Origin of the sequence: Endobacterium cereale (assembly GCF_009617585.1) — a bacterium.
In the GTDB taxonomy this organism is placed as follows: domain Bacteria; phylum Pseudomonadota; class Alphaproteobacteria; order Rhizobiales; family Rhizobiaceae; genus Neorhizobium; species Neorhizobium cereale.
Genome location: NZ_WIXI01000042.1, coordinates 166,212 through 184,869, shown reverse-complemented (window position 1 = coordinate 184,869; position 18,658 = coordinate 166,212). Strand labels below are relative to the sequence as shown.

Annotated in this window: 17 protein-coding genes; 8 read left to right on the top strand and 9 right to left on the bottom strand. The window is 57.9% G+C overall.

The features are described from left to right. Window positions 1-229: 229 nt before the first annotated feature. The 6 genes from GAO09_RS12385 to GAO09_RS12360 form a co-directional block, all read right to left on the bottom strand. Window positions 230-526, bottom strand: coding sequence for a hypothetical protein (locus tag GAO09_RS12385; RefSeq protein ID WP_153354310.1), 297 nt, complete (start codon window positions 524-526; stop codon window positions 230-232). A gap of 20 nt (window positions 527-546) precedes the next feature. Continuing rightward, on the bottom strand, window positions 547-1,356 hold the full coding sequence (locus GAO09_RS12380; RefSeq protein ID WP_153354309.1) for a DeoR/GlpR family DNA-binding transcription regulator: 810 nt from the start codon (window positions 1,354-1,356) through the stop codon (window positions 547-549). A 92-nt stretch (window positions 1,357-1,448) separates the two neighbouring features. Continuing rightward, complete coding sequence (locus GAO09_RS12375) at window positions 1,449-2,531, bottom strand: ABC transporter permease (RefSeq protein ID WP_153354308.1); 1,083 nt, start codon at window positions 2,529-2,531, stop codon at window positions 1,449-1,451. Beyond that, window positions 2,528-4,072, bottom strand: a complete 1,545-nt coding sequence (locus tag GAO09_RS12370) for a sugar ABC transporter ATP-binding protein (protein WP_153354307.1) — start codon at window positions 4,070-4,072, stop codon at window positions 2,528-2,530. The genes GAO09_RS12375 and GAO09_RS12370 overlap by 4 nt, the downstream gene beginning before the upstream one ends. Further along, window positions 4,069-4,692: a DUF2291 family protein gene (locus GAO09_RS12365; protein WP_153354306.1), complete on the bottom strand. Its 624-nt coding sequence runs from the start codon at window positions 4,690-4,692 to the stop codon at window positions 4,069-4,071. Before GAO09_RS12365 ends, GAO09_RS12370 begins: the two co-directional genes overlap by 4 nt. Window positions 4,693-4,762: 70 nt before the next feature. Next, the gene (locus GAO09_RS12360) at window positions 4,763-5,704 is read right to left on the bottom strand and encodes a D-ribose ABC transporter substrate-binding protein (protein ID WP_153354305.1); all 942 of its coding nucleotides are present in this window, start codon (window positions 5,702-5,704) and stop codon (window positions 4,763-4,765) included. Window positions 5,705-6,097: 393 nt separating this feature from the next. Between GAO09_RS12360 and GAO09_RS12355 the strand changes: the two genes are divergently transcribed. The 8 genes from GAO09_RS12355 to GAO09_RS12320 all read left to right on the top strand — a co-directional run bounded on the left by GAO09_RS12355 (window position 6,098) and on the right by GAO09_RS12320 (window position 14,745). Continuing rightward, window positions 6,098-7,078 (top strand): sugar phosphate isomerase/epimerase family protein, encoded by a 981-nt coding sequence (locus tag GAO09_RS12355; RefSeq protein WP_153354304.1) that lies wholly within the window; start codon window positions 6,098-6,100, stop codon window positions 7,076-7,078. A 44-nt stretch (window positions 7,079-7,122) separates the two neighbouring features. Continuing rightward, complete coding sequence (locus GAO09_RS12350; RefSeq protein ID WP_153354303.1) at window positions 7,123-7,944, top strand: transketolase; 822 nt, start codon at window positions 7,123-7,125, stop codon at window positions 7,942-7,944. Next, window positions 7,944-8,906 (top strand): transketolase family protein, encoded by a 963-nt coding sequence (locus tag GAO09_RS12345; RefSeq protein WP_153354302.1) that lies wholly within the window; start codon window positions 7,944-7,946, stop codon window positions 8,904-8,906. The genes GAO09_RS12350 and GAO09_RS12345 overlap by 1 nt, the downstream gene beginning before the upstream one ends. Before the next feature lie 127 nt (window positions 8,907-9,033). After that, window positions 9,034-10,272 carry an ABC transporter substrate-binding protein gene (locus tag GAO09_RS12340; protein WP_153354301.1) on the top strand — a complete coding sequence of 413 codons (1,239 nt, stop codon included), beginning with the start codon at window positions 9,034-9,036 and terminating at the stop codon, window positions 10,270-10,272. An 89-nt stretch (window positions 10,273-10,361) separates the two neighbouring features. Next, entirely contained in the window at window positions 10,362-11,261 is a 900-nt protein-coding gene (locus tag GAO09_RS12335) for a carbohydrate ABC transporter permease (RefSeq protein WP_153354300.1), read from the top strand. Then, window positions 11,258-12,133, top strand: a complete 876-nt coding sequence (locus GAO09_RS12330) for a carbohydrate ABC transporter permease (RefSeq protein ID WP_153354299.1) — start codon at window positions 11,258-11,260, stop codon at window positions 12,131-12,133. Before GAO09_RS12335 ends, GAO09_RS12330 begins: the two co-directional genes overlap by 4 nt. Window positions 12,134-12,159: 26 nt before the next feature. Beyond that, window positions 12,160-13,677, top strand: a complete 1,518-nt coding sequence (locus GAO09_RS12325) for a DUF5060 domain-containing protein (RefSeq protein ID WP_153354298.1) — start codon at window positions 12,160-12,162, stop codon at window positions 13,675-13,677. 12 nt (window positions 13,678-13,689) lie between these two features. Continuing rightward, window positions 13,690-14,745, top strand: a complete 1,056-nt coding sequence (locus GAO09_RS12320; RefSeq protein ID WP_153354297.1) for an ABC transporter ATP-binding protein — start codon at window positions 13,690-13,692, stop codon at window positions 14,743-14,745. Window positions 14,746-14,924: 179 nt separating this feature from the next. Here GAO09_RS12320 and dld read toward each other — a convergent pair whose 3' ends face one another. Genes dld through GAO09_RS12305 form a run of 3 tightly spaced genes read right to left on the bottom strand, consistent with a single transcriptional unit; the run spans window position 14,925 to window position 18,543 of the window. Then, window positions 14,925-16,640 (bottom strand): D-lactate dehydrogenase, encoded by a 1,716-nt coding sequence (dld, locus tag GAO09_RS12315; RefSeq protein WP_153354296.1) that lies wholly within the window; start codon window positions 16,638-16,640, stop codon window positions 14,925-14,927. Window positions 16,641-16,687: 47 nt separating this feature from the next. Beyond that, on the bottom strand, window positions 16,688-17,476 hold the full coding sequence (locus GAO09_RS12310; RefSeq protein ID WP_153354295.1) for an HpcH/HpaI aldolase family protein: 789 nt from the start codon (window positions 17,474-17,476) through the stop codon (window positions 16,688-16,690). Between the two features lie 47 nt (window positions 17,477-17,523). Beyond that, complete coding sequence (locus GAO09_RS12305) at window positions 17,524-18,543, bottom strand: LacI family DNA-binding transcriptional regulator (RefSeq protein WP_153354294.1); 1,020 nt, start codon at window positions 18,541-18,543, stop codon at window positions 17,524-17,526. Between the last annotated feature and the right edge of the window lie 115 nt (window positions 18,544-18,658).

Sequence of the window (18,658 nt, the reverse complement as noted above, 5' to 3'; positions counted from 1 at the left end):
TACAGCGACGCTCTTGCCCATTGCAGACTGGAAGGGTACCAGTCACGCCAGAGCGATCATGTCTTTGAGACCAGGTACGATGCACCGGAATGGCGTAGCTGCCTATCCCGCAAAGGTTTCATTTTCCAGGGTGGCGAACCCCATGCTTACCCGTTCCCCAAAGTGACCTACACACATAGATAGCGCATCGTTCGGTCGCTAGAACGGCCTATCTGAGCGGCTCGAATATTCAGGGCGCGAAAACACGATATAGATGACGGTTAAAGAGCAGTCCCTCGCGCCGCTTTTCCTCAGTCACCTTAATGACCATGTCGCGCAACTGATTGAAGAACCCGCCGAATTCAGTGCCTACATGGCCACGGTATCTGGCACGGTGTTTATCATGTCCGATCTCGGGAAGCGGATGAACAGCTGCGTTCCTGTTTAGTCTGGCCATGGCGAGCAGGCCATTTTGCCCGAAAACCATCAGTTCGCCAAATCGTTGAGCGCGAAGCTTGCTGCAAGAAAGAAAGAGTGGGCAAGCCATGGAACTTCACCGGTTGAAGTCTACTTCGCGATCAGCAATTCGATGCCGCGCTTTTCGAACTCTTTTGCATCCCGGTCGGAAATGCCGTCATCGGTGATGAAGGAGTGGATGACGTCCAGAGAGCCGAGACGGGTAAAGGACGAACGATTGATCTTGGTGGAATCGGCGACAAGATAGACATGCGCCGCCGCCTTGATCATCGCTTCCTTCAGCTGCAGATCGGCAAAGCTCGGATAGGTCAGGCCGGCATCGAGCGCCACGCCTGCCGTCGCCAGAAACAGTTTTCCGGCAAAGATGTTGCGAAAATATTCGACCGACTTGTCACCGGAAAGCGAAAGCGTCGGTGACTTGAACTGGCCGCCTGGCATGTGAACCGCAAAGCTCGGCACCGATCCCAGAATGATCGCGATATTCAGCGCATTGGTGATCAGCGTCAGGTCGCGGCGGCTGGTCAGCCTTGTGGCAATTTCGGTCGTCGTCGTGCCGGCATCGAGGATCAGCGTTTCCCCATCCTTGACCAGACTGGCCGCAAGCGCGCCGATCCGACGCTTCTTGTCCATGTTCTCCTGATGATGGAGCGTCATGGTGCCTGTCTGGGGGGCGATCGAATTCAGGTAGGCGCCGCCGTGCTCGCGGGTGATGAAACCGTCGTTTTCAAGCTTTTCGAGATCCTGGCGGATGGTGGCTTCCGATACCCTGAAGGCACCGGCCAGTTCCCTGACGCGGGCCGAACCTTCCTCCTGAAGCCATTCGAGAATGCGTCGGCGCCTGGGTTCGGACAAAAGTCCGACCATCGATTCCGACGCGTCCTGCTCGTCTTTCGCTTCCATCTGATCCTGCCTGAACCCGGAATTCGCAATCAATCGAAACTGATCGACTCTGTCTCCACCTCTTACAAGCATCGGTTGGCGTCATCAAACGCTCAGTTGGCGTTCTGCTGCAGCACCACACGGGCCTGCAGTTTCTGCTGCACCTGATCGACGACGACGGCGGCGATGATGACGAGACCCTTGATCACAGTCTGCCAGAAGGACGAGACGCCCATCATGATCAGGCCGTCGGCTAATATGCCTATGACGAAAGCGCCGACGATCGTGCCGGCAATCCGCCCCCGCCCACCGGACATCGACGTTCCGCCGAGAACGGCCGCCGCAATCGCGTTCAGCTCGAATGTTTCACCTGTTGCCGGATGGCTCGCCTGCAGTTGCGATGAGATGATCAGGCCGACGAAGGCGGCGCAGAGGCCGGAAAACATGTAGACGAACAGTTTGATGCGATCGACGCGCACACCGGAAAGGGCTGCCCCACGCTCGTTGCCGCCAACGGCGTAGATATGCCGTCCGAGCGGGGTGCGGGTTGCAAAATAGGCGGCCACTAGCGCTACCGCGACCATGATCCACACCGATACCGGCAGGCCGAGAAATGTGCCGGAGCCGATGATGCGAAACGTGTCCGAGCCGTATTCAGGGTTGCCGGAAAGATTGGGAAAGGTTCGCCCCTCGGAAAACAAGAGGGCGGCACCGCGCGCGACATAAAGCGTGCCGAGTGTCGCGATGAAGGGGGCGACATTCAGCTTGGTGATCAAAAGCCCGTTTATCCAGCCTATGAAAATGCCCACGACCAGCACGATCATGCAGATTTCGATCGTGTTGAACTGGATGCTGTAGGCGACACCGAGAAAGCCGAGATCGATGCCGTAAAGCACCAGATAACCCGCCACCATGGCGCACAGCCCGACAATCGAGCCGACAGACAGGTCGATGCCGCCGGCGATGATGACAAACGTCATGCCGATCGCGAGCAGCGCGTTCAGCGCCACATGTTTGGAAATGATCAGCATGTTGGCCATCGACAGAAAGTTCGGGGCCGCGATCGCAAAGAAGGTGAAGACGAGGATGAGAGCCACGAAAGTGCGCATGTGCAGGAGCAGCAATAGCGCCGATGTGCGGGATCTGTGCCCTCCGATAACGGTCTTGACGTTGCCTGCGGCGTCGATGCTGCTCATGTGAGTTCAACCTTCTTGAGATTGGGCGTTGCCGCAGAAACGACGTCCGCCGCACTGGCGCCGGCCGGAAACTGCCCGGTCAGCCGGCCATTCGCCATGACGAGAATGCGATCGGAAAGGGCCAGAACCTCTTCCAGATCGGAGGTGACGAAAAGAATGCCGAGGCCATCGGCAGCGAGGTGCCGCATGGTGCGAAAGATTTCCGCCTTGGCGCCGATATCGATGCCGCGCGACGGTTCGTCCATCAGCAGGATTTTTGGCTTCGTCATCAGCGCCTTGCCGATCACCACCTTCTGCTGGTTGCCGCCGGAAAGGCTGGAGACGGGATGTTCGAGGCTGGCGATCTTGATCGCCATGCGCTTGACGAATTCAGCCGCTCTTGCCGCCTCGGCCTTGAGGCTGAGGTGAAAACCACGGGTAAAATCGGCAAGCGACGACAAGGTCAGGTTTTCGCGGATGGTCATGATCTGCACAAGGCCATCACGCTTGCGATCCTCGGGGATCAACGCCAGTCCGCGCCGGATCCGCCCCGCCACACTTCTTTCCTTGAGCGGTTTGCCACCGATAAAAAGCTGGCCGGAGGAATTGGGGTGCTGGGCCATGATGCATTCCAGCAGTTCGGAACGGCCGGCGCCCATCAGCCCGTAAAGGCCGACGATCTCGCCCTCGCGCACGGAAAGCGACATGTGATCGACGGCATAACCGCCCGCAGGACTCGGCAGGCAGATGTTTTCCACCCGAAACACTTCTCCACCCATGTCGTGACCCACGGTTTTCGGAAAATCCTTCGACGCGCTGCCGATCATGTTGGCGACGATCCACGGAATATCGACGCCCTGCATGGAGCGTGATCCGGTAATGGCGCCATCGCGCAGAACGGTGATGTAATCGCCGATGCGGATCAGCTCTTCCAGCCGGTGCGAGATATAGACAATGCCGACGCCCTGTTTCTTGAGGTCGTTGATGACGCGAAACAGCACTTCGACTTCAGTGGCCGAAAGCGCCGATGTCGGCTCGTCAAGGATCAGGATGCGGGCGTTTTCCGCCAGCGCCTTGGCAATTTCGACGATCTGCTGCTGGCCGATCCGCAGGTTTCCAAGCGGCGCGTCGGGATCGATATCCTGTTCGAGCCGCTTCATCAGCGCCCGGGCTGCCGTCACCTGTGCCCGCCGGTCGATATGAATGCCACCGCGTGTCTTTTCGTGGCCGACAAAGATGTTTTCCGCCACCGTCAGGTTGGGAAAGAGGTTCAGTTCCTGGAATACGATGCCGACGCCATGTTTCGCCGCATCGGACTTGTCGGCAAAAGTCACCTCGGCGCCATCGAGTTCGATCGTGCCGCCATTCAATTGTTCGACGCCGGCGATCACCTTCATCAGCGTCGATTTTCCGGCGCCGTTTTCGCCGACCAGCACATTGACGGCACCCATTCGCAGGTCGAAGTCGACGTCTTTCAGTGCCTGCGTGCCGGGATAGATTTTCGATCCGTTGCGGATCTTCAGGCCGATCGGATGCGCTTCGGCAGGCGCGATGTCGCTCATGGCGCCACCTCTATCGAGACCGGCATGACAAGCGGCTTTTCGCTGGCGGAGCGGATCACCACCGCGCCAAGGAAATTCACGCGCTTGCCCTTAAGCGGGGTATCGGCGCCCGGAAGCTTGGATATGGCCTTGTCGTTCAGGGCGCGGCCGAGTTTTGCATATTCGATCTGATCGCGAAAAGTCGAGAAATCGTAGAGCGGTGTCGTGTCGCGCAGGGCCGTGCCCTTGATGACCGGGCCAAGCTGCAATGTCGCATCCGCCTGGCCGTCGCCATCGAGGTCGATATCGGCCGTCGCGGCTTTTGACGCGCGGTTTTCCTCGGTAACCGTCGCACTTCCCTTCACCGGGAAATTCCAGCCGCCACCGGCGCCGCCGACGCGGGTGCCATGGCTTTCGCCGGCCTTGTCCAGCCCGGTCTTGATGGCGTCCCTCAGGGTCGCAAGATCAACCGCCTTCTCGCTCAGGGCGGGAACGAGTTTGGTGTCGAAAGTCGTCTCGACGATTGCGGCAATGGGATCGGCAGCGGTGCCGCCGGCCTCAGCCGTATCGGTCTTGACCAGCTTGCAGCCGGAAAGGGACGCGGCAAGCAGGCTTGCCGCAAGCAGGCTCGTGATCTTCATGGGTATCCGCACTTTCTTGAAAGCAAGAGCCACCCGGAGGCTTTGCTCCGGGTGGAAAACGGCGGTTGCGTTATTGCTTGAGCGCGAATGTCTCGAGCTTGCCGGCATTGTCGGCGTTGATGAGAATGCAATCCATCAACTGCTTCTCTTCAAGGCCCGTCTTGCCGGTCTTGATGAATTTGTCGGCCTGCTCGACGGCGTTTTGGGCCTGCTGGTAGGCCGGCTGCAGCACGGTCGCCTTGATGCCACCCTTCTTGATCGAATCGCGCACGTCGTTCGATCCGTCGAAGCCGACGACGATGACATCCTTGCGGCCGGCAGCTTCGAGTGCCGCATAGGCGCCCATTGCCATCGTGTCATTGCCGGAGATCACGCCCTTGATGTCCGGGTGTGCCTGCAGCATGGATTCCATCACGGTATAGGCTTCCGTCTGCGACCAGTTCGCCGTCTGCTTGGCGACCAGCTTCATGTCGGAATACTGGTCGATGACGTCGTGATAGCCCTGCGAGCGGATGCCGGCATTGGTGTCGGATTCCTTGCCGATCAGTTCGGCATAATTGCCCTTCTCGCCCATCAGCTTGACGAACTCTTCAGCGCCCAGCTGCGCGCCCTGATAGTTGTTCGAAACGATCTGCGAGACGGCAACACCTGTGGTGGTGATTTCGCGGTCGATCAGGAAGGACGGAATGCCCTTGTCCTTGGCCTTCTGTACGGCGGCGACGGACGCATCCGCGCCGGCGTTGTCGAGGATGATCGCCTTCACGCCGGCTGCGATGGCGCTGTCGAACAGCTCGTTCTGCTTGTTGGCGTCGTCATCATGGACGAGCACCATGGTTGCGTAACCCAGTTCCTTGGCTTTCGCCGCCGCACCGTCGGCTTCCGCCTTGAAGAACGGATTGTCATGGCTGGGTGTAATGATTGCAATCGTATCTGCGGCAAGTGCCACGCCGGACATCGCACCGGCAATGCCGAGCGCAACGACAGACATCAAAAGACGCTTTGTCAGTTTCATCAGGACCTCCCATTGTCCGGGCCACCCTCCAGTAGCCCATGCGGAAACTATCGATCACTTTCGATTATTGTCAATATGGTTTTGAAACTTACGGTTTTATGAAATCGTGAGCGCGTCATTCTCGCAGATTGCTGCGTTGCCGCATGATTTTTGCGTTTGCGTTGTGGTTGAGGCAGAGAAATAATTCTTGAGCACCACTTCGACTTGTGCAAGCTTGGAGGCAATCGAAAGAGATCGAAAGCAAACAGCAGTGCTCTCGTTATTCTTTGCTGCGCCTGGGAGGGTGAGGTGGCAGATCCGTTTCTGAAGGATTTCATCGAGGACGTGTAGCGACACTGCGACAGCGGGTGCGAAGGTGCCTGTGCGCGGTATCCGTAAATTGGGAGGAAACCTATGACGACACAACGTTTTGGCGCCGGTATCTGGCATTTCGCGACTTATCTCGATCGCTACGCGACGGACGGTTATGGAACACCGCGCAGCGTTATAGACGCGATCGATCTTGCCGGTCAGGTCAGGGATCTGTCGGTGGTGGATATCAACTATCCCTTCTTCGGCGGTGATTTTTCGAACGCCCAGGTGAAGGAGGCGCTGGATCGCAACAAGCTCGGCGTTATCGGCATCACGCCGGAAATCTACACCCGCGAATTCGTCAAAGGCTCCTTCACCAACCCGGATGCCGGCGTGCGCCGCCGCACGCATGAAGTGGTCACGGAAGCTTGCGATCAGGTCCGTTATTTCGGTGCGGATTACGTAAAACTTTGGCCGGGTCAGGATGGTTGGGACTATCCGTTCCAGGTGGATTACGGCACGTTGTGGAAACATTCGCTGGATGGCGTCGGTCAGCTTGCCAGCGAAAACCCCGACCTCAAATTCGTCATCGAATACAAGCCGCGCGAACCGCGTGTGCGCATGAGTTTCGGTTCGGTCGCCCGCACCCTCCTCGGCATCGAAAAGATCGGCCTGCCCAATGTTGGCATCCTGCTCGATTTCGGCCATGCCATCATGGGTGGGGAATCGGCCGCCGACAGCGCCCAGCTCGCCATCGATTACGGTCGCCTGTTCGGCATGGACGTCAACGACAATTATCGTTCCTGGGATGACGACCTCGTCGCGGGCAGCCTGCACCCGATCGAGCTTTTCGAGTTCTTCTACGTGCTGCGCAAGAACAAGTGGGAAGGCGTCTGGCAACTCGACCAGTTTCCGTTCCGCGAAGACAGCGTCGAAACCGCCAATCATGCCATCGATTTCCTCAAGGCGGCGGACAAGGGGCTTGAGGCTCTCGATATCGACGCTCTACGCGAGGCGCAAAGCCGTCATGACGCCATCGGCGCCTTGAAAATTGCCCAGAAGGCTTTGTTCGGCGCGATGTAAATTGGCTCGCCAACAGGCAATTTGGCACTGAAAGGCTTTTCGCCATGTTGAAGAATGATATTGCCGGCGGCATCCGCGACAAAGCGTTGTGGATGCGCCGGAAGGCTTTCACGATGGTCTTCGATGCCCAACTCGGGCATCCCGGTGGAGACTTTTCGGCGATCGATATCGTCGCGACCCTTTATTTCGGGGTCATGCGCTATGATTCACAACAACCGGACATGGCGGAGCGGGATCGCTTCATCATGTCGAAGGGCCATGCCACCGGCGCGCTCTACACGGCTCTTTGCGCCGCAGGTTATTATCCGGAAGACTGGCTTGCGACCTATATGCAGCCGCAGTCCAAATTGAATGGCCACCCGAACCGCAATTATTTGCCCGGTGTCGAGACCAATACCGGGCCGCTCGGCCACGGAATGCCGGTTGCGGTCGGTATTGCGATTTCCGGCCAGTTGACGAACAGCGACTACAGGACATTCGTTTTGACCGGGGACGGCGAATTGCAGGAAGGCTCCAACTGGGAGGCGGCGATGACTGCCGGTCACCGCAAACTCGGCAAGCTGACGCTTATTGTCGATCGCAACCGGCTGCAGCAGGGAATGGGGACCGAAGAAACCAACGGCCTCGATCCGCTCGACGACAAGTTTCGTGCTTTCGGCTGGGATGTCGCAATGGTCGACGGGCACGACGTCGAAGCGCTCATGGCTGTCCTGTCCGAACCCGCGGGTGGGCGATCGAAGCCTTTGTGCGTCATCGCCAATACGATCAAGGGCAAAGGTGTTTCGTTCATGGAGAACAAGGCGTCCTGGCACCACGGCGTGCCAAATGCAGAGCAACTCGCCATTGCTATGGAGGAACTCGCCTGATGGCCGCTCCGGCAGCAAAACAGCAGGGCTTTCACGATTGCCGTGACGCCTGGGCACGCACAATCGAGGCGCTTGCCGCAGAAGATCCGCGCATCGTCGCCGTTGTGAACGATTCCGTCGGGTCCTCAAAGCTCGGAGGTTTTCAGAAGGCGTTTCCGGATCGGCTCATCAATGTTGGTATCGCCGAACAAACGATGGTTGGGGTCGGCGCGGGTCTTGCCAATGGTGGCCGCATTCCATTCGTGTCTGCCGCGTCGTGTTTTCTCACCGGTCGCGCGCTGGAACAGGTCAAGGCCGATATTGCCTACGCCAATTTCAACGTAAAACTTGTTGGCCAGTCCTCGGGCGTAGCCTATGGCGAACTGGGGCCGACGCATCACTCGATCGAGGACTTCGCCTGGCTGCGTCCGTTGAGCAATATCACGGTCATTGCTCCCGCGGACGCCTGGGAAACCGCCGAGGCGGTGAAATGGGCCGCTGCCCATGTGGGGCCGGTCTATATCCGCCTCAGCAGAATGCCAGTGCCCGATCTTTTGGTGGAGAATCGCAGGTTTCAACCTAGTAAGGCGGAGATGGTGCGCGAGGGTGGCGATGTCACTGTCATTGCATGCGGAACGATGGTGCATCTTGCCGTGAGCGCCGCTGAAGAGCTTGCTGCAGATGGCATTTCCGTGCGGGTTCTCAATATGGCGACCATCAGTCCGCTCGATGGCGTGGCGATTTCCCAAGCCGCAAGCGAGACTGGTGCAATCGTCACCGTCGAGGAGGCCAATATTCATGGCGGGCTCGGCGGTGCGGTGGCGGAGCATACGTCCGCGCACTTTCCGGTACCTGTCGAGCGCATGGGATTTCCGGGTTTTGTCCCGACGGGTGCCGTGGAATGGCTCTTCAAGCACTATGGCCTGACAGCTTCCGGAATTGCCAAATCGGCCCGCAAGGCGATCGCGCGCAAATCTGTGTGACACTTACAAATATTCTCGGAAAATTGAAAAAACCAAAGATACAAAAACATATGAAACTAATTGACAGAATTCGAAAATGATCTGACAGTATTGACAGAAGCATCAGCGATCTTTGGGAGGAGATCTTATGAGAACTTTCGCGAGATTTATGGCGGCGTCCGCTTTGGCGGCAATCGCAACATCTGCCCAGGCTGACGATCTGACGGTCTGGACCATCAGTTATTCTGCGGAATCGCAGGTAAAGGCGCTTCAGACCGCAGCTGATAATTTCGAAAAATCCCATCCCGGCGTGAACGTTGAAATCGTCATGCGTGGTGTCGATGAACACAAAACCGCATTGCGTGTCGCTGCCGGGTCCGACAAAGGTCCGGACGTCTATATGAGCTGGGCGGGCCTTGGCCTGGGTGGCGAGTATGTCAAGGCTGGGCTCAGCAAGGACATTACGGCCGATTACGCCAAATACGGATGGAACGACCGGCTTACGGCGCCGTCTCTGGCTTTCTCCAAGAGTTATGGGTCGGGGCAGCACGGCGTGCCGTTCCGCTTCTCAGGCGAAGGCGTCTATTATAACAAGGCGATGTTCGAGAAGGCCGGCATCACACAGGAACCAAAGACCTACGATGAGTTGGTCGCCGCCGCTAAAAAGCTGAAAGAGGCGGGCATTCCGGCTTTCACCTTTGGCGGTTCCGTCAATTGGCATCTGATGCGCCTGATGGATGAAATCCTGGAAACCACCTGCGGCGCTGACGTTCACGATCAGCTGAAATCGCTGAAGGCGGATTGGGGCAAGACGGAGTGCGCCACCAAGGCCTTCGCAGAGATGCAAATGTGGGGGCAGAACTACATCCTGTCACCGTTCATGGGCGTCGATCAGAAACAGTCCTTCACGCTGTTCCTTGCCAAGCGCGCAGCGATGATGCTCGAGGGCGACTGGCTGGTGTCGCAGATCAAGGAGGGTGGCAGCGTCGATGACTACGACGTCTTCCCATTCCCCAACGGCACGGATCGCCTCTACGGATTCGCGGAATATTTCTATGTTTCGTCGAAAACAAAGAAGGCAGAACTGGCGGCGGAATTCATCAATTCCTTCACATCTACCGAGTTCCAGACCGAGATCGCCGGGGTGTTCGGCGCGCTATCCGTCAATAAGGACGTGAAGTTGAAGGCCGATGCCTCTGCCATGCACAAGGAGTGGACCGAAATCTTCGCCAATGCGAAGGGCACTTTTGTGAACGGTGACCAGGCATTCCCGCTTGATGTGACAACCGAATACTTCCGTGTCATCAACGATGTCGCCGCAGCCAGGATAGAGCCCCAGGCAGCCGCAGCAGCGATGCAGACGTTTATAGGCAACCGCAAGAAGTAAGCCGCAAGGCACCCTGATCTCTCCGCGGCTTGAAGCCGCGGAGACCGTTGACCTGCACTCAGGTCAGGATTTGAACAGGCGGGTTTCCCATGTTGAATTCCAAAGTCATGCAGTCCTCGCGGACGCAAGCGCTTCTGCTGATTGGTCCCGCGCTCGTTGTCTATGCGACCTTCGCGATATGGCCAATGATCGAGGTGGTGTTTCTCAGCTTCCAGCACTGGAATGGTCTGGATCCGCAAAGAGAATGGGTTGGACTGGAGAACTACCAGTATATCCTGACGAAAGACCCGGTGTTCTGGATTGCCTTGCGCAACACCATAACATGGACCTTGCTTGCGGTTCTCTTTCCACCGACGATCGGCCTGCTTCTGGCGCTCGGCCTCAATGAGCAACTGTTCGGCCGAGTGCCGATGCGGGCGATCTATTATCTGCCGGTTATCATCGCTCCGATCGCCGTCGCGACAATGTGGAAGTGGATGTACGATCCGTTCTTCGGACTGTTCAATCAGGTTCTGACCAATATTGGCCTGCAGGCATGGATCAAGGACTGGCTTGGTGACCGTGAGATCGCCCTATATTCGATGTTCGTCGCCTATACCTGGCAATATGTGGGCTTCTCTATGGTGCTGTTTCTGGCGGGCCTACAGAGCGTCGATCGCTCGCTGGTCGAGGCTGCGCGCATCGATGGTGCCAACCGATGGCAGAGTTTCAAGCATGTGACGCTGCCGGCGCTACGCGTCACCATCGCCATTGTCTTGGTTCTGTCGACAATCTCCTCGCTGAAGGCATTCGACATCGTCTACGGCATGACCGGAGGCGGACCGGCGCAATCCACGCAGATGTTGGCTTTGTGGGCTTTCATGCAGTCAATGCAGATTTTCGATTTCGGCAGAGGATCCGCCATCTCGGTCATCCTCCTGCTTGTTACCCTGACCATTGTCGTACCTTACCTGCGCTGGTCGCAACGCGATGAAGGAGCCAGCGAATGACGGCCTCGGGGACACGCTTCGAAGACGATATGGTGCTGGTCAAACGGCGCAGGGACCCTTTCCTGATCCTTCTCTGGATCGTGCTTGTCACCTTCGCTCTGGTGTGGATCGCACCGGTCGTCCTCATCGCATTCACCGCCTTGAAATCCAATGCCGAGGTGATGGCGACGAGCGCCTTCGCACCGCCCGAAACGGTTGCTTGGAGCAATTTTTCAGGGGCTTGGGCGCGCGGCAATTTTGCGACGACCTTTACCAACAGTGCCATCATCACTGTCATCAAAGTGCCGCTCGGCCTGATATTTTCGGCGATGGCCGCTTATGCGCTTGCAAGGATCAGGCTGAAATTCGGAAAGCTGCTTCTGCTGTTTTTCCTGTTCGGCGCGATGATCCCGTTCCAGGTCATGCTGGCACCGATCTTCACGCTGGTGAACGGCTTTGGGCTGATCGATACCTATCCCGGCGTGATTCTTCCCTACCTCGCCTTCGGGGTGCCGTATCAGGTCTTCATCCTGCATGGTTTCTTCAAGGCGGTTCCGAAGGAGCTGTCGGAGGCGGCGCTTATCGATGGCGCTTCGCATGTGACGGTCTTTCGCCGAATATTCTTGCCGATCTCACTGCCGGTTCTGGCGGCGCTACTGATACTCGATTTCGTGTCCACCTGGAACGAGTTCGCGATGGCGCTGGTGCTTCTTCAGGACCGCCATATGTGGACACTGCCGCTCGGGCTGATGTCATTCCAGGGGCAGTTTTCCACCGACTACGGTCAATTGAATGCGGCGATCGCCATGACAGTCATCCCCGCCGTACTCGTCTACATGATCTTCCAGAGATACTTCGTCAGCGGACTGACATCAGGCGCGGTCAAAGGCTGAACAGCAATCATATCAAGGAGCCGAAAATGACAGAACAATCGAGCCGCTGGGACGTTTTCGAGTTTTCGGCAAATGGGCCGACAGAGGGAAACCCTTATCTCGAGGTATCCTTTGCTGCGACGTTCTCGCTCGACAATCGGCAGGTGACCGTTCCGGGCTTTTATGACGGCGAAGGTGTCTACAAGGTCCGTTTCTGCCCGGACACAGAAGGCGAATGGTCGTTCGCCACCACCTCCAGTGCCAAGCCGCTGGCGGGCCTTAAAGGCCGTTTGTCTGTCGGCCCCGCTCGTGCGAATGTCAATGGTCCGGTCAGGGTTCGCAACCAGTTCCATTTCGCCCATGCGGACGGCAAGCCATATCTGCCGTTCGGCACGACATGTTACGCCTGGACCCATCAGCCGGAGGCTCTTCAGGAGCAGACCTTGAAGACGTTGGCCGAAAGTCCGTTCAACAAGATCCGCATGGGCGTTTTCCCCAAGGACTACATCTACAATACCAACGAACCGCTCTACGACGTTTATGAAAAGCGCGCCGATGGCAGCCACGACATGGATCGGCCGAACTTCGAATGCTTCCGGCATTTCGAAACCCAGATCGGGCGGCTGATGGATATGGGGATCGAAGCCGATATCATCCTTTTCCATCCTTACGACCGCTGGGGCTACTGCACGATGACGGAGGAGCAGGATTTCCGCTATCTCCGCTATATCGTTGCCCGCATAGCAGCCTATCGGAACGTCTGGTGGTCACTCGCGAACGAGTACGATTTTCTTCTCGATACGAAGCCGATGGAGCGATGGGATCGCTTCTTCCACATCATCGAAGAGGGCGATCCGCTGCGCCATCCGAAATCCATCCACAATGGCGATGTTGACAAGAACTACGACCACCGCAAGCCATGGGTTGATCACGTCTGCATTCAGAATTGGGACGTCAAGAAGACGCTTGCCTGGAGGGAAGCCTCCGGCAAGCCGGTGATCAACGACGAGCCGGAATATGAAGGCAATATTGCCAAGGAATGGGGCAATATTTCCGGACATGAACTGGTCAATCGATATTGGCTGACCCTGTGCCGCGGCGGTTATATCGGCCACGGCGAAACCTTCCTGGACGATGCCGACGAACTCTGGTGGGCCAAGGGCGGGGTCCTGCGCGGCGAGGCGGTGAGCCGGATCGCTTTCCTGCGAAAGATCTTCGAAGAGGATGCCGCCAATGGACTGACCCCGCTGATGGAGCGCGGATCGACATTCAAGCGGGTGTCCGCCGTCGCGGACGGCGAGGTGCGTTATATCTATTTCTCCGAGCACCAGCCGGTGGAATGGGCGCTTGGCCTGCCTGAGAAGGACGGTGATTACGAGATCGATCTCATCGACGTCTGGAACATGACGGTCTCGCCGCTGGAAAAGGCGGCGCTTCCAAAAGTGCATCCACAACGTATCACCGGTGGGTCTCATATCACCAACCAGTTTGCTGCGGCGTTCGGGCTCAAACTGCCAGGCAGGCCATTTCTTGCCGTCCGCATACGACCGCGCAGAAAGCATTGAGGAGATAATATCATGGCGATGGTTCAGGTCTCCGGTCTGCGCAAGAGTTTCGGTGCGCTCGAAGTAGTCAAAGGTGTTTCAATCGATATCAGGGATGGCGAGTTCCTCATCCTTGTGGGGCCATCGGGTTGCGGAAAATCTACCCTGTTGCGCATGATTGCGGGGCTTGAGGACATATCGGGAGGGCGGATCGAAATCGCCGGTCGGGTCGTCAATGCGCTCTCGCCGAAGGAACGCAACATCGCGATGGTTTTCCAGAACTACGCGCTCTATCCGCAAATGACGGTCGCTCAAAACATGGGTTTTTCGCTGGAAATCTCCGGCATGAAAAAAGCCGAAATCGAGAAAAAGGTGGCGGATGCCTCCGAGATCCTCGGACTTAATCCGCTGCTTCAGCGCAAACCATCGCAGTTGTCCGGTGGTCAACGGCAGCGCGTTGCCATGGGGCGCGCCATCGTTCGCGATCCAGATGTTTTTCTCTTCGATGAACCGCTTTCCAATCTCGACGCCAAGCTGCGTGTACAGATGCGCGCTGAGATCAAGGCGCTTCACCAGAGGCTCGGCTCCACCATCGTTTACGTCACCCACGATCAGGTGGAAGCGATGACGATGGCCGACCGTATCGTGGTTCTGCGGGCAGGGCGCGTCGAACAGATCGGCACGCCGCTGGAGCTCTACGACCACCCGGAAAACATGTTCGTCGCGGGTTTCCTAGGCTCGCCGTCGATGAATTTTCTGCGCGGGACGATTGAGGGAGGTTCACTGCTCTTGTCAGGTGGAGAAAGATTGGTACTGCCATCTGTTCCGCGCAATGCCGGCGGTGAGCTGGTCGTTGGTATTCGACCACAAGGCTTTGCCATCGGCACACAGAACGGCGCAAAGGCCACTGTGAAAGTGGTGGAGCCGACCGGCGCCGACACGCATGTTCTGGCCGATATCGGCGGTACGGAAATCACCTGCGTGGTCAATGATCGTGTCGATTTCGCCGCTGGTCAGGAAATCCGCCTGTCAATCAGCGCAGCGCAAGTCCACTTTTTTGATCCAGTCAGTGAGGAACGGATTGACTGATATGCAGAGGGGCTGGCAATTGAAGGGGCAATGTAAAGTCACCGCGCTCCGGGCGAAAATGTCTTCGTCGCGTGCGCCTGTACTGCTTGCAAGCGTGCTATCTCATCACACATCTGCATGGCTGCGGCTCTCAGCTCGCGGAGACGAAATGTTGAAGATGTTTGGCTGACTAACCGGTCTCAGGTTCTTTCCTGCCGGCCATGATGGCCGGCATCCTTCCAGTGGAGATTGAGCGAGGTCTTGCCGATGCCGGGATTGAAGGCATTGGTCGGATCAAGTTCGCGATAAAATGCCTGCAGGCTTTCGGCCGCTTCATAAAGATGGCCGACATTGTGCTCGGCCGGGTATTGCGCACCGCGCGCTGTCAACAGTGCCAGAATATCGTGCTTGAGCGCCTCGCAATCCTCCCCCTTCTTCACCTGATATTCCTGATGCAGGACATGGCAGAAAAAATGCCCGCAATACATGGTGAACTCGATCTTCTGGGCGATTTCCGGCGGCAGGCGTTCGAACCAGTCGAGCGTGTTCCGTGGCAGTGCAATGTCGAGAGCGACGATATCCTCGACTGTTTTGGGATGCACGGCGCGGTATCGCACCATGGCCCCGCCGACGGAAAACCGGTTGAGCAGTGCCGCCTTGCCTTCCTTCTCGTCACACTCGAAATAGTCACCGCTCACAGACGGAAAGCGCCTTGCGAGATAGACACGCGCCTCATCGATGCCGGCATCCCCCATTTTCAAGAGGAGATGATGCTCGTAGCGGTCGCGGTAGTCGTTCATGCGGCGCGGCAGATGGTTCGGCATGCGATCGAAAATGAACTGCAGGACGCAATCGCTGACCGTGCCGCCGAGCCCGAGTTTTTCGGTAATGCCGTCGAAGCGGCTTTTGCATGAAAACGCCAGCGGGACCTTATCGGTGCCAAATGTCTGGATGTAGAGAAAGAGGTCCTTGCCGTACCGTTCACTGGCCTTGTAAGCGGAACGATGCATGTATTCACCGGCGATCGGCAGGTTGGTGAAACCGCCGAGAATATCACGCCGAATGGTTTCAAGCTCGGCTGGATCGTTACTTCCGATGTAAAAGACTTGGCTTTCTTCGTCCGCAGCAAAGGTATCAAGCCGCAGCGCGAAGACGGCGAGCTTTCCGGCTGAACCGGAAGCCTCGTACAGACGGCGCGGATCGGCATTGAACCGTGCCGGTGTGTCGGCGGAAATATCGCGCACATGATCGCAGTATTCATGGTCGGACGCGTGCGGGTTCGAGGCCTCGACGAGATCCGTCTCGCTGAAGCTGCCGCTATCCAGCCGCCGCAGAATATCTTCGGGAGCCTCACCCAGCGCCATGCCGAGATTGTTGACGAGCCGTAGTTCGCCATCCGCATCGATGCGCGCATAAAGCGCGAATTGCGTAAAGGCCGGACCTCGCCGGATGAGCGCGCCGCCGGAATTGTTGCAAACGCCTCCCGTAACGGAAGCCCCGATGCAACTGGAGCCGATTACCGAATGCGGCTCCCGGCCGATCGGTCGCAGCGCCTTTTCCAATTGGTCGAGCGTCACACCCGGATGCGACACGACCTGCTCACCACCCTTGACAAGATCGAGCCGTTTCAGTCGCATCGTATTGATCACAACGACGGACCGGTCATACCCTTCCGGCACCGGCGTCGAACCACCCGTCAGTCCCGTATTGGCCGCCTGCATGATGATGACGACACCGGCGCGGTGGCAGGCCTGCAGCGCCCGCCACATCTCCACGAGCGTACCCGGCCGCACGACGGCCAACGCCGCCCCGCCGCCATAACGATAGCCCTGACGGAACCGGCGGGTCTGGGTATCGCCCGTCAGCACATGCCGCCGACCCACCGCATCACGCAGTTTGTCGAGAAGATCGTCCATATTATTCACCTTCACCGGCCGCGACATCGACCGTCATCGTTCCGCAATCAATAGCTGGCGACCTTCGCCGGGCCGGCATCGACGTCCTTGTATCGGTTCGAAAGCGAAGCCAGGGTCGTCAGCAGGACCGTGACGTCGGCGCCGACCGCGACAAAACTTGCGCCCTTGTCGATAAAGCGGCGGTTCAGCTCCTCGTCGAAAGTAAGGATACCGGCCGGTTTGCCGGCGGCAACGATGGTTTCGATCGCCTGATCGATCATGGAGAGAACCTCGTCGCTTCTCAGCGGCTGGCCGATATCGGCGGAAAGATCGGCCGGCCCGATGAAAACGCCATCGACGCCATCCGTGCGGGCAATCGCATCGAGGTTTTCCAGGGCTTGCTTGGTCTCCACCTGAACCAGAAGGCAGATTTCGTCGCTTGCGTTTGCAGCGTAATCGGGAACCGTGCCGTAACGCGAGGCGCGGGCAACGATCGCCCCCATGCCGCGGTCGCCATTCGGAGGATAGCGGACGGAGCGCACGCACTCGGCAGCCTCTTCCGGCGTGTTGACCATAGGGATCAGCAGCGTTCGGGCGCCGATATCGAGCAATTGCTTGATCATCCATTTCGACCCGACTGGCGGGCGCACCACCGGCTCCACGGGAAGGCCATCCAGCACCTGCAATTGCCGCATGATGCTGCGCAGATCGTTCGGTCCATGTTCACCATCGATCACCAGCCAATCGAAACCGGTGCGCCCGACGATATCGGCAACAACGGCCTCACCGGTGTTGAGCCACAGGCCGATCTGCCGTTTGCCGTTGACTATGGCTTTTTTGAATTCATTCTCGCTCATGTCGCTCCCACATGCCTCCTAGAATTGCTGCGATCCGCTCGCTCTTGTCATGTCCAGCCCTGTTTCAGCCCGGTGATCGGTGGTTTGAAGACAATCGTTTTCGGGCCTGCTTCGCCGGAGCTTTTTTCGCCATCTTTCATGGCATCGGTGATCAACCTTGCCGCCGCTTCGCCCATCGCCCTGCGCGGCGATTTGCTGGTGGCGATTGGCGCCGGCAGGCTGTCCGTAAGATCCAGACCATTAAAGCCGGCGAGCACGATCTGCGACGGGACGATGATACCTGCCTCCATGCAGGCAAACAGGCCCCCGGCCGCCATATCGTCGTTGGAATAATAGATGCAGTCTATCTCGGGTTTCGCCGCCAACATGTGCGCCGTCAGCCGTTTTCCGAGTGCAATCGAGGAAAAACCATCATCCAGCTGCTCCGACACAAAGGACAGGCTCTGCGCCGCCAAAACACGCTGGAATGCCGCCTTGCGTTTTCCTGCCCGCAAATCCTTGTCGAGCGCGCTGCCGACATAGGCGATCTTTTTCCGTCCCGCCGCCAGCAGCGCCACGGCCATGTCGCGACCTGCATCGCCATGCGAGAGACCGACGTTGAAATCGATCGGCGTACCGTCGAGATCCATGACCTGAATGACCGGAATGCCGGCACTTTTCAGCATGCGCACCGTATCGTGCGGCTGGTCGAGCCCTGTGACGATGATCGCCGAGGGCTGCCAGGACAACATGTCGCGAATGATCTCGCGTTCCTTGACCTCGTCATAATCGGAAATGCCGAACACCGCCTGCATTCCCGTTCCGGCAAGCCCGGTCGTGATGCCGGAAAGCACTTCGGGGAACACGGTATTGGACATGCTGGGCACAACAACAGCCACGAGATTTGTGCGTTGCGAAGAGAGAGAAAGTGCCAGACGGTTGCCGACATAACTTAGCCGCTCCGCGGCCTGCTGGACGCGTCTGCGCGTCTCTTCTGCCACGTCGGAAGAACCGCGCAGCGCCCGTGAAGCTGTCATTTTGCTGACGCCCGCCAAAGCAGCGACTTCCTCCAGGGTGGACCTGCGCATCGACGATCAATTCCCTCCCGCACCCGGAGCATTCGATACCGGCGCAACCACAGTCATAGGACGTTTGCGATCGAAGGAAAACTGCCTCCTATTGACAATATCCAAAAAAATCGCC

Bases quoted from the DNA above. Each gene is read 5' to 3' on its own strand.
- GAO09_RS12305 (WP_153354294.1), bottom strand. From the start codon at position 18,543: ATGCGCAGGTCCACCCTGGAGGAAGTCGCTGCTTTGGCGGGCGTCAGC.
- GAO09_RS12355 (WP_153354304.1), top strand. From the start codon at position 6,098: ATGACGACACAACGTTTTGGCGCCGGTATCTGGCATTTCGCGACTTAT.
- GAO09_RS12335 (WP_153354300.1), top strand. From the start codon at position 10,362: ATGTTGAATTCCAAAGTCATGCAGTCCTCGCGGACGCAAGCGCTTCTG.
- GAO09_RS12345 (WP_153354302.1), top strand. From the start codon at position 7,944: ATGGCCGCTCCGGCAGCAAAACAGCAGGGCTTTCACGATTGCCGTGAC.
- GAO09_RS12365 (WP_153354306.1), bottom strand. From the start codon at position 4,692: ATGAAGATCACGAGCCTGCTTGCGGCAAGCCTGCTTGCCGCGTCCCTT.
- GAO09_RS12340 (WP_153354301.1), top strand. From the start codon at position 9,034: ATGAGAACTTTCGCGAGATTTATGGCGGCGTCCGCTTTGGCGGCAATC.
- dld (WP_153354296.1), bottom strand. From the start codon at position 16,640: ATGGACGATCTTCTCGACAAACTGCGTGATGCGGTGGGTCGGCGGCAT.
- GAO09_RS12330 (WP_153354299.1), top strand. From the start codon at position 11,258: ATGACGGCCTCGGGGACACGCTTCGAAGACGATATGGTGCTGGTCAAA.
- GAO09_RS12385 (WP_153354310.1), bottom strand. From the start codon at position 526: ATGGCTTGCCCACTCTTTCTTTCTTGCAGCAAGCTTCGCGCTCAACGA.
- GAO09_RS12320 (WP_153354297.1), top strand. From the start codon at position 13,690: ATGGCGATGGTTCAGGTCTCCGGTCTGCGCAAGAGTTTCGGTGCGCTC.
- GAO09_RS12310 (WP_153354295.1), bottom strand. From the start codon at position 17,476: ATGAGCGAGAATGAATTCAAAAAAGCCATAGTCAACGGCAAACGGCAG.
- GAO09_RS12350 (WP_153354303.1), top strand. From the start codon at position 7,123: ATGTTGAAGAATGATATTGCCGGCGGCATCCGCGACAAAGCGTTGTGG.
- GAO09_RS12325 (WP_153354298.1), top strand. From the start codon at position 12,160: ATGACAGAACAATCGAGCCGCTGGGACGTTTTCGAGTTTTCGGCAAAT.
- GAO09_RS12380 (WP_153354309.1), bottom strand. From the start codon at position 1,356: ATGGAAGCGAAAGACGAGCAGGACGCGTCGGAATCGATGGTCGGACTT.
- GAO09_RS12360 (WP_153354305.1), bottom strand. From the start codon at position 5,704: ATGAAACTGACAAAGCGTCTTTTGATGTCTGTCGTTGCGCTCGGCATT.
- GAO09_RS12375 (WP_153354308.1), bottom strand. From the start codon at position 2,531: ATGAGCAGCATCGACGCCGCAGGCAACGTCAAGACCGTTATCGGAGGG.
- GAO09_RS12370 (WP_153354307.1), bottom strand. From the start codon at position 4,072: ATGAGCGACATCGCGCCTGCCGAAGCGCATCCGATCGGCCTGAAGATC.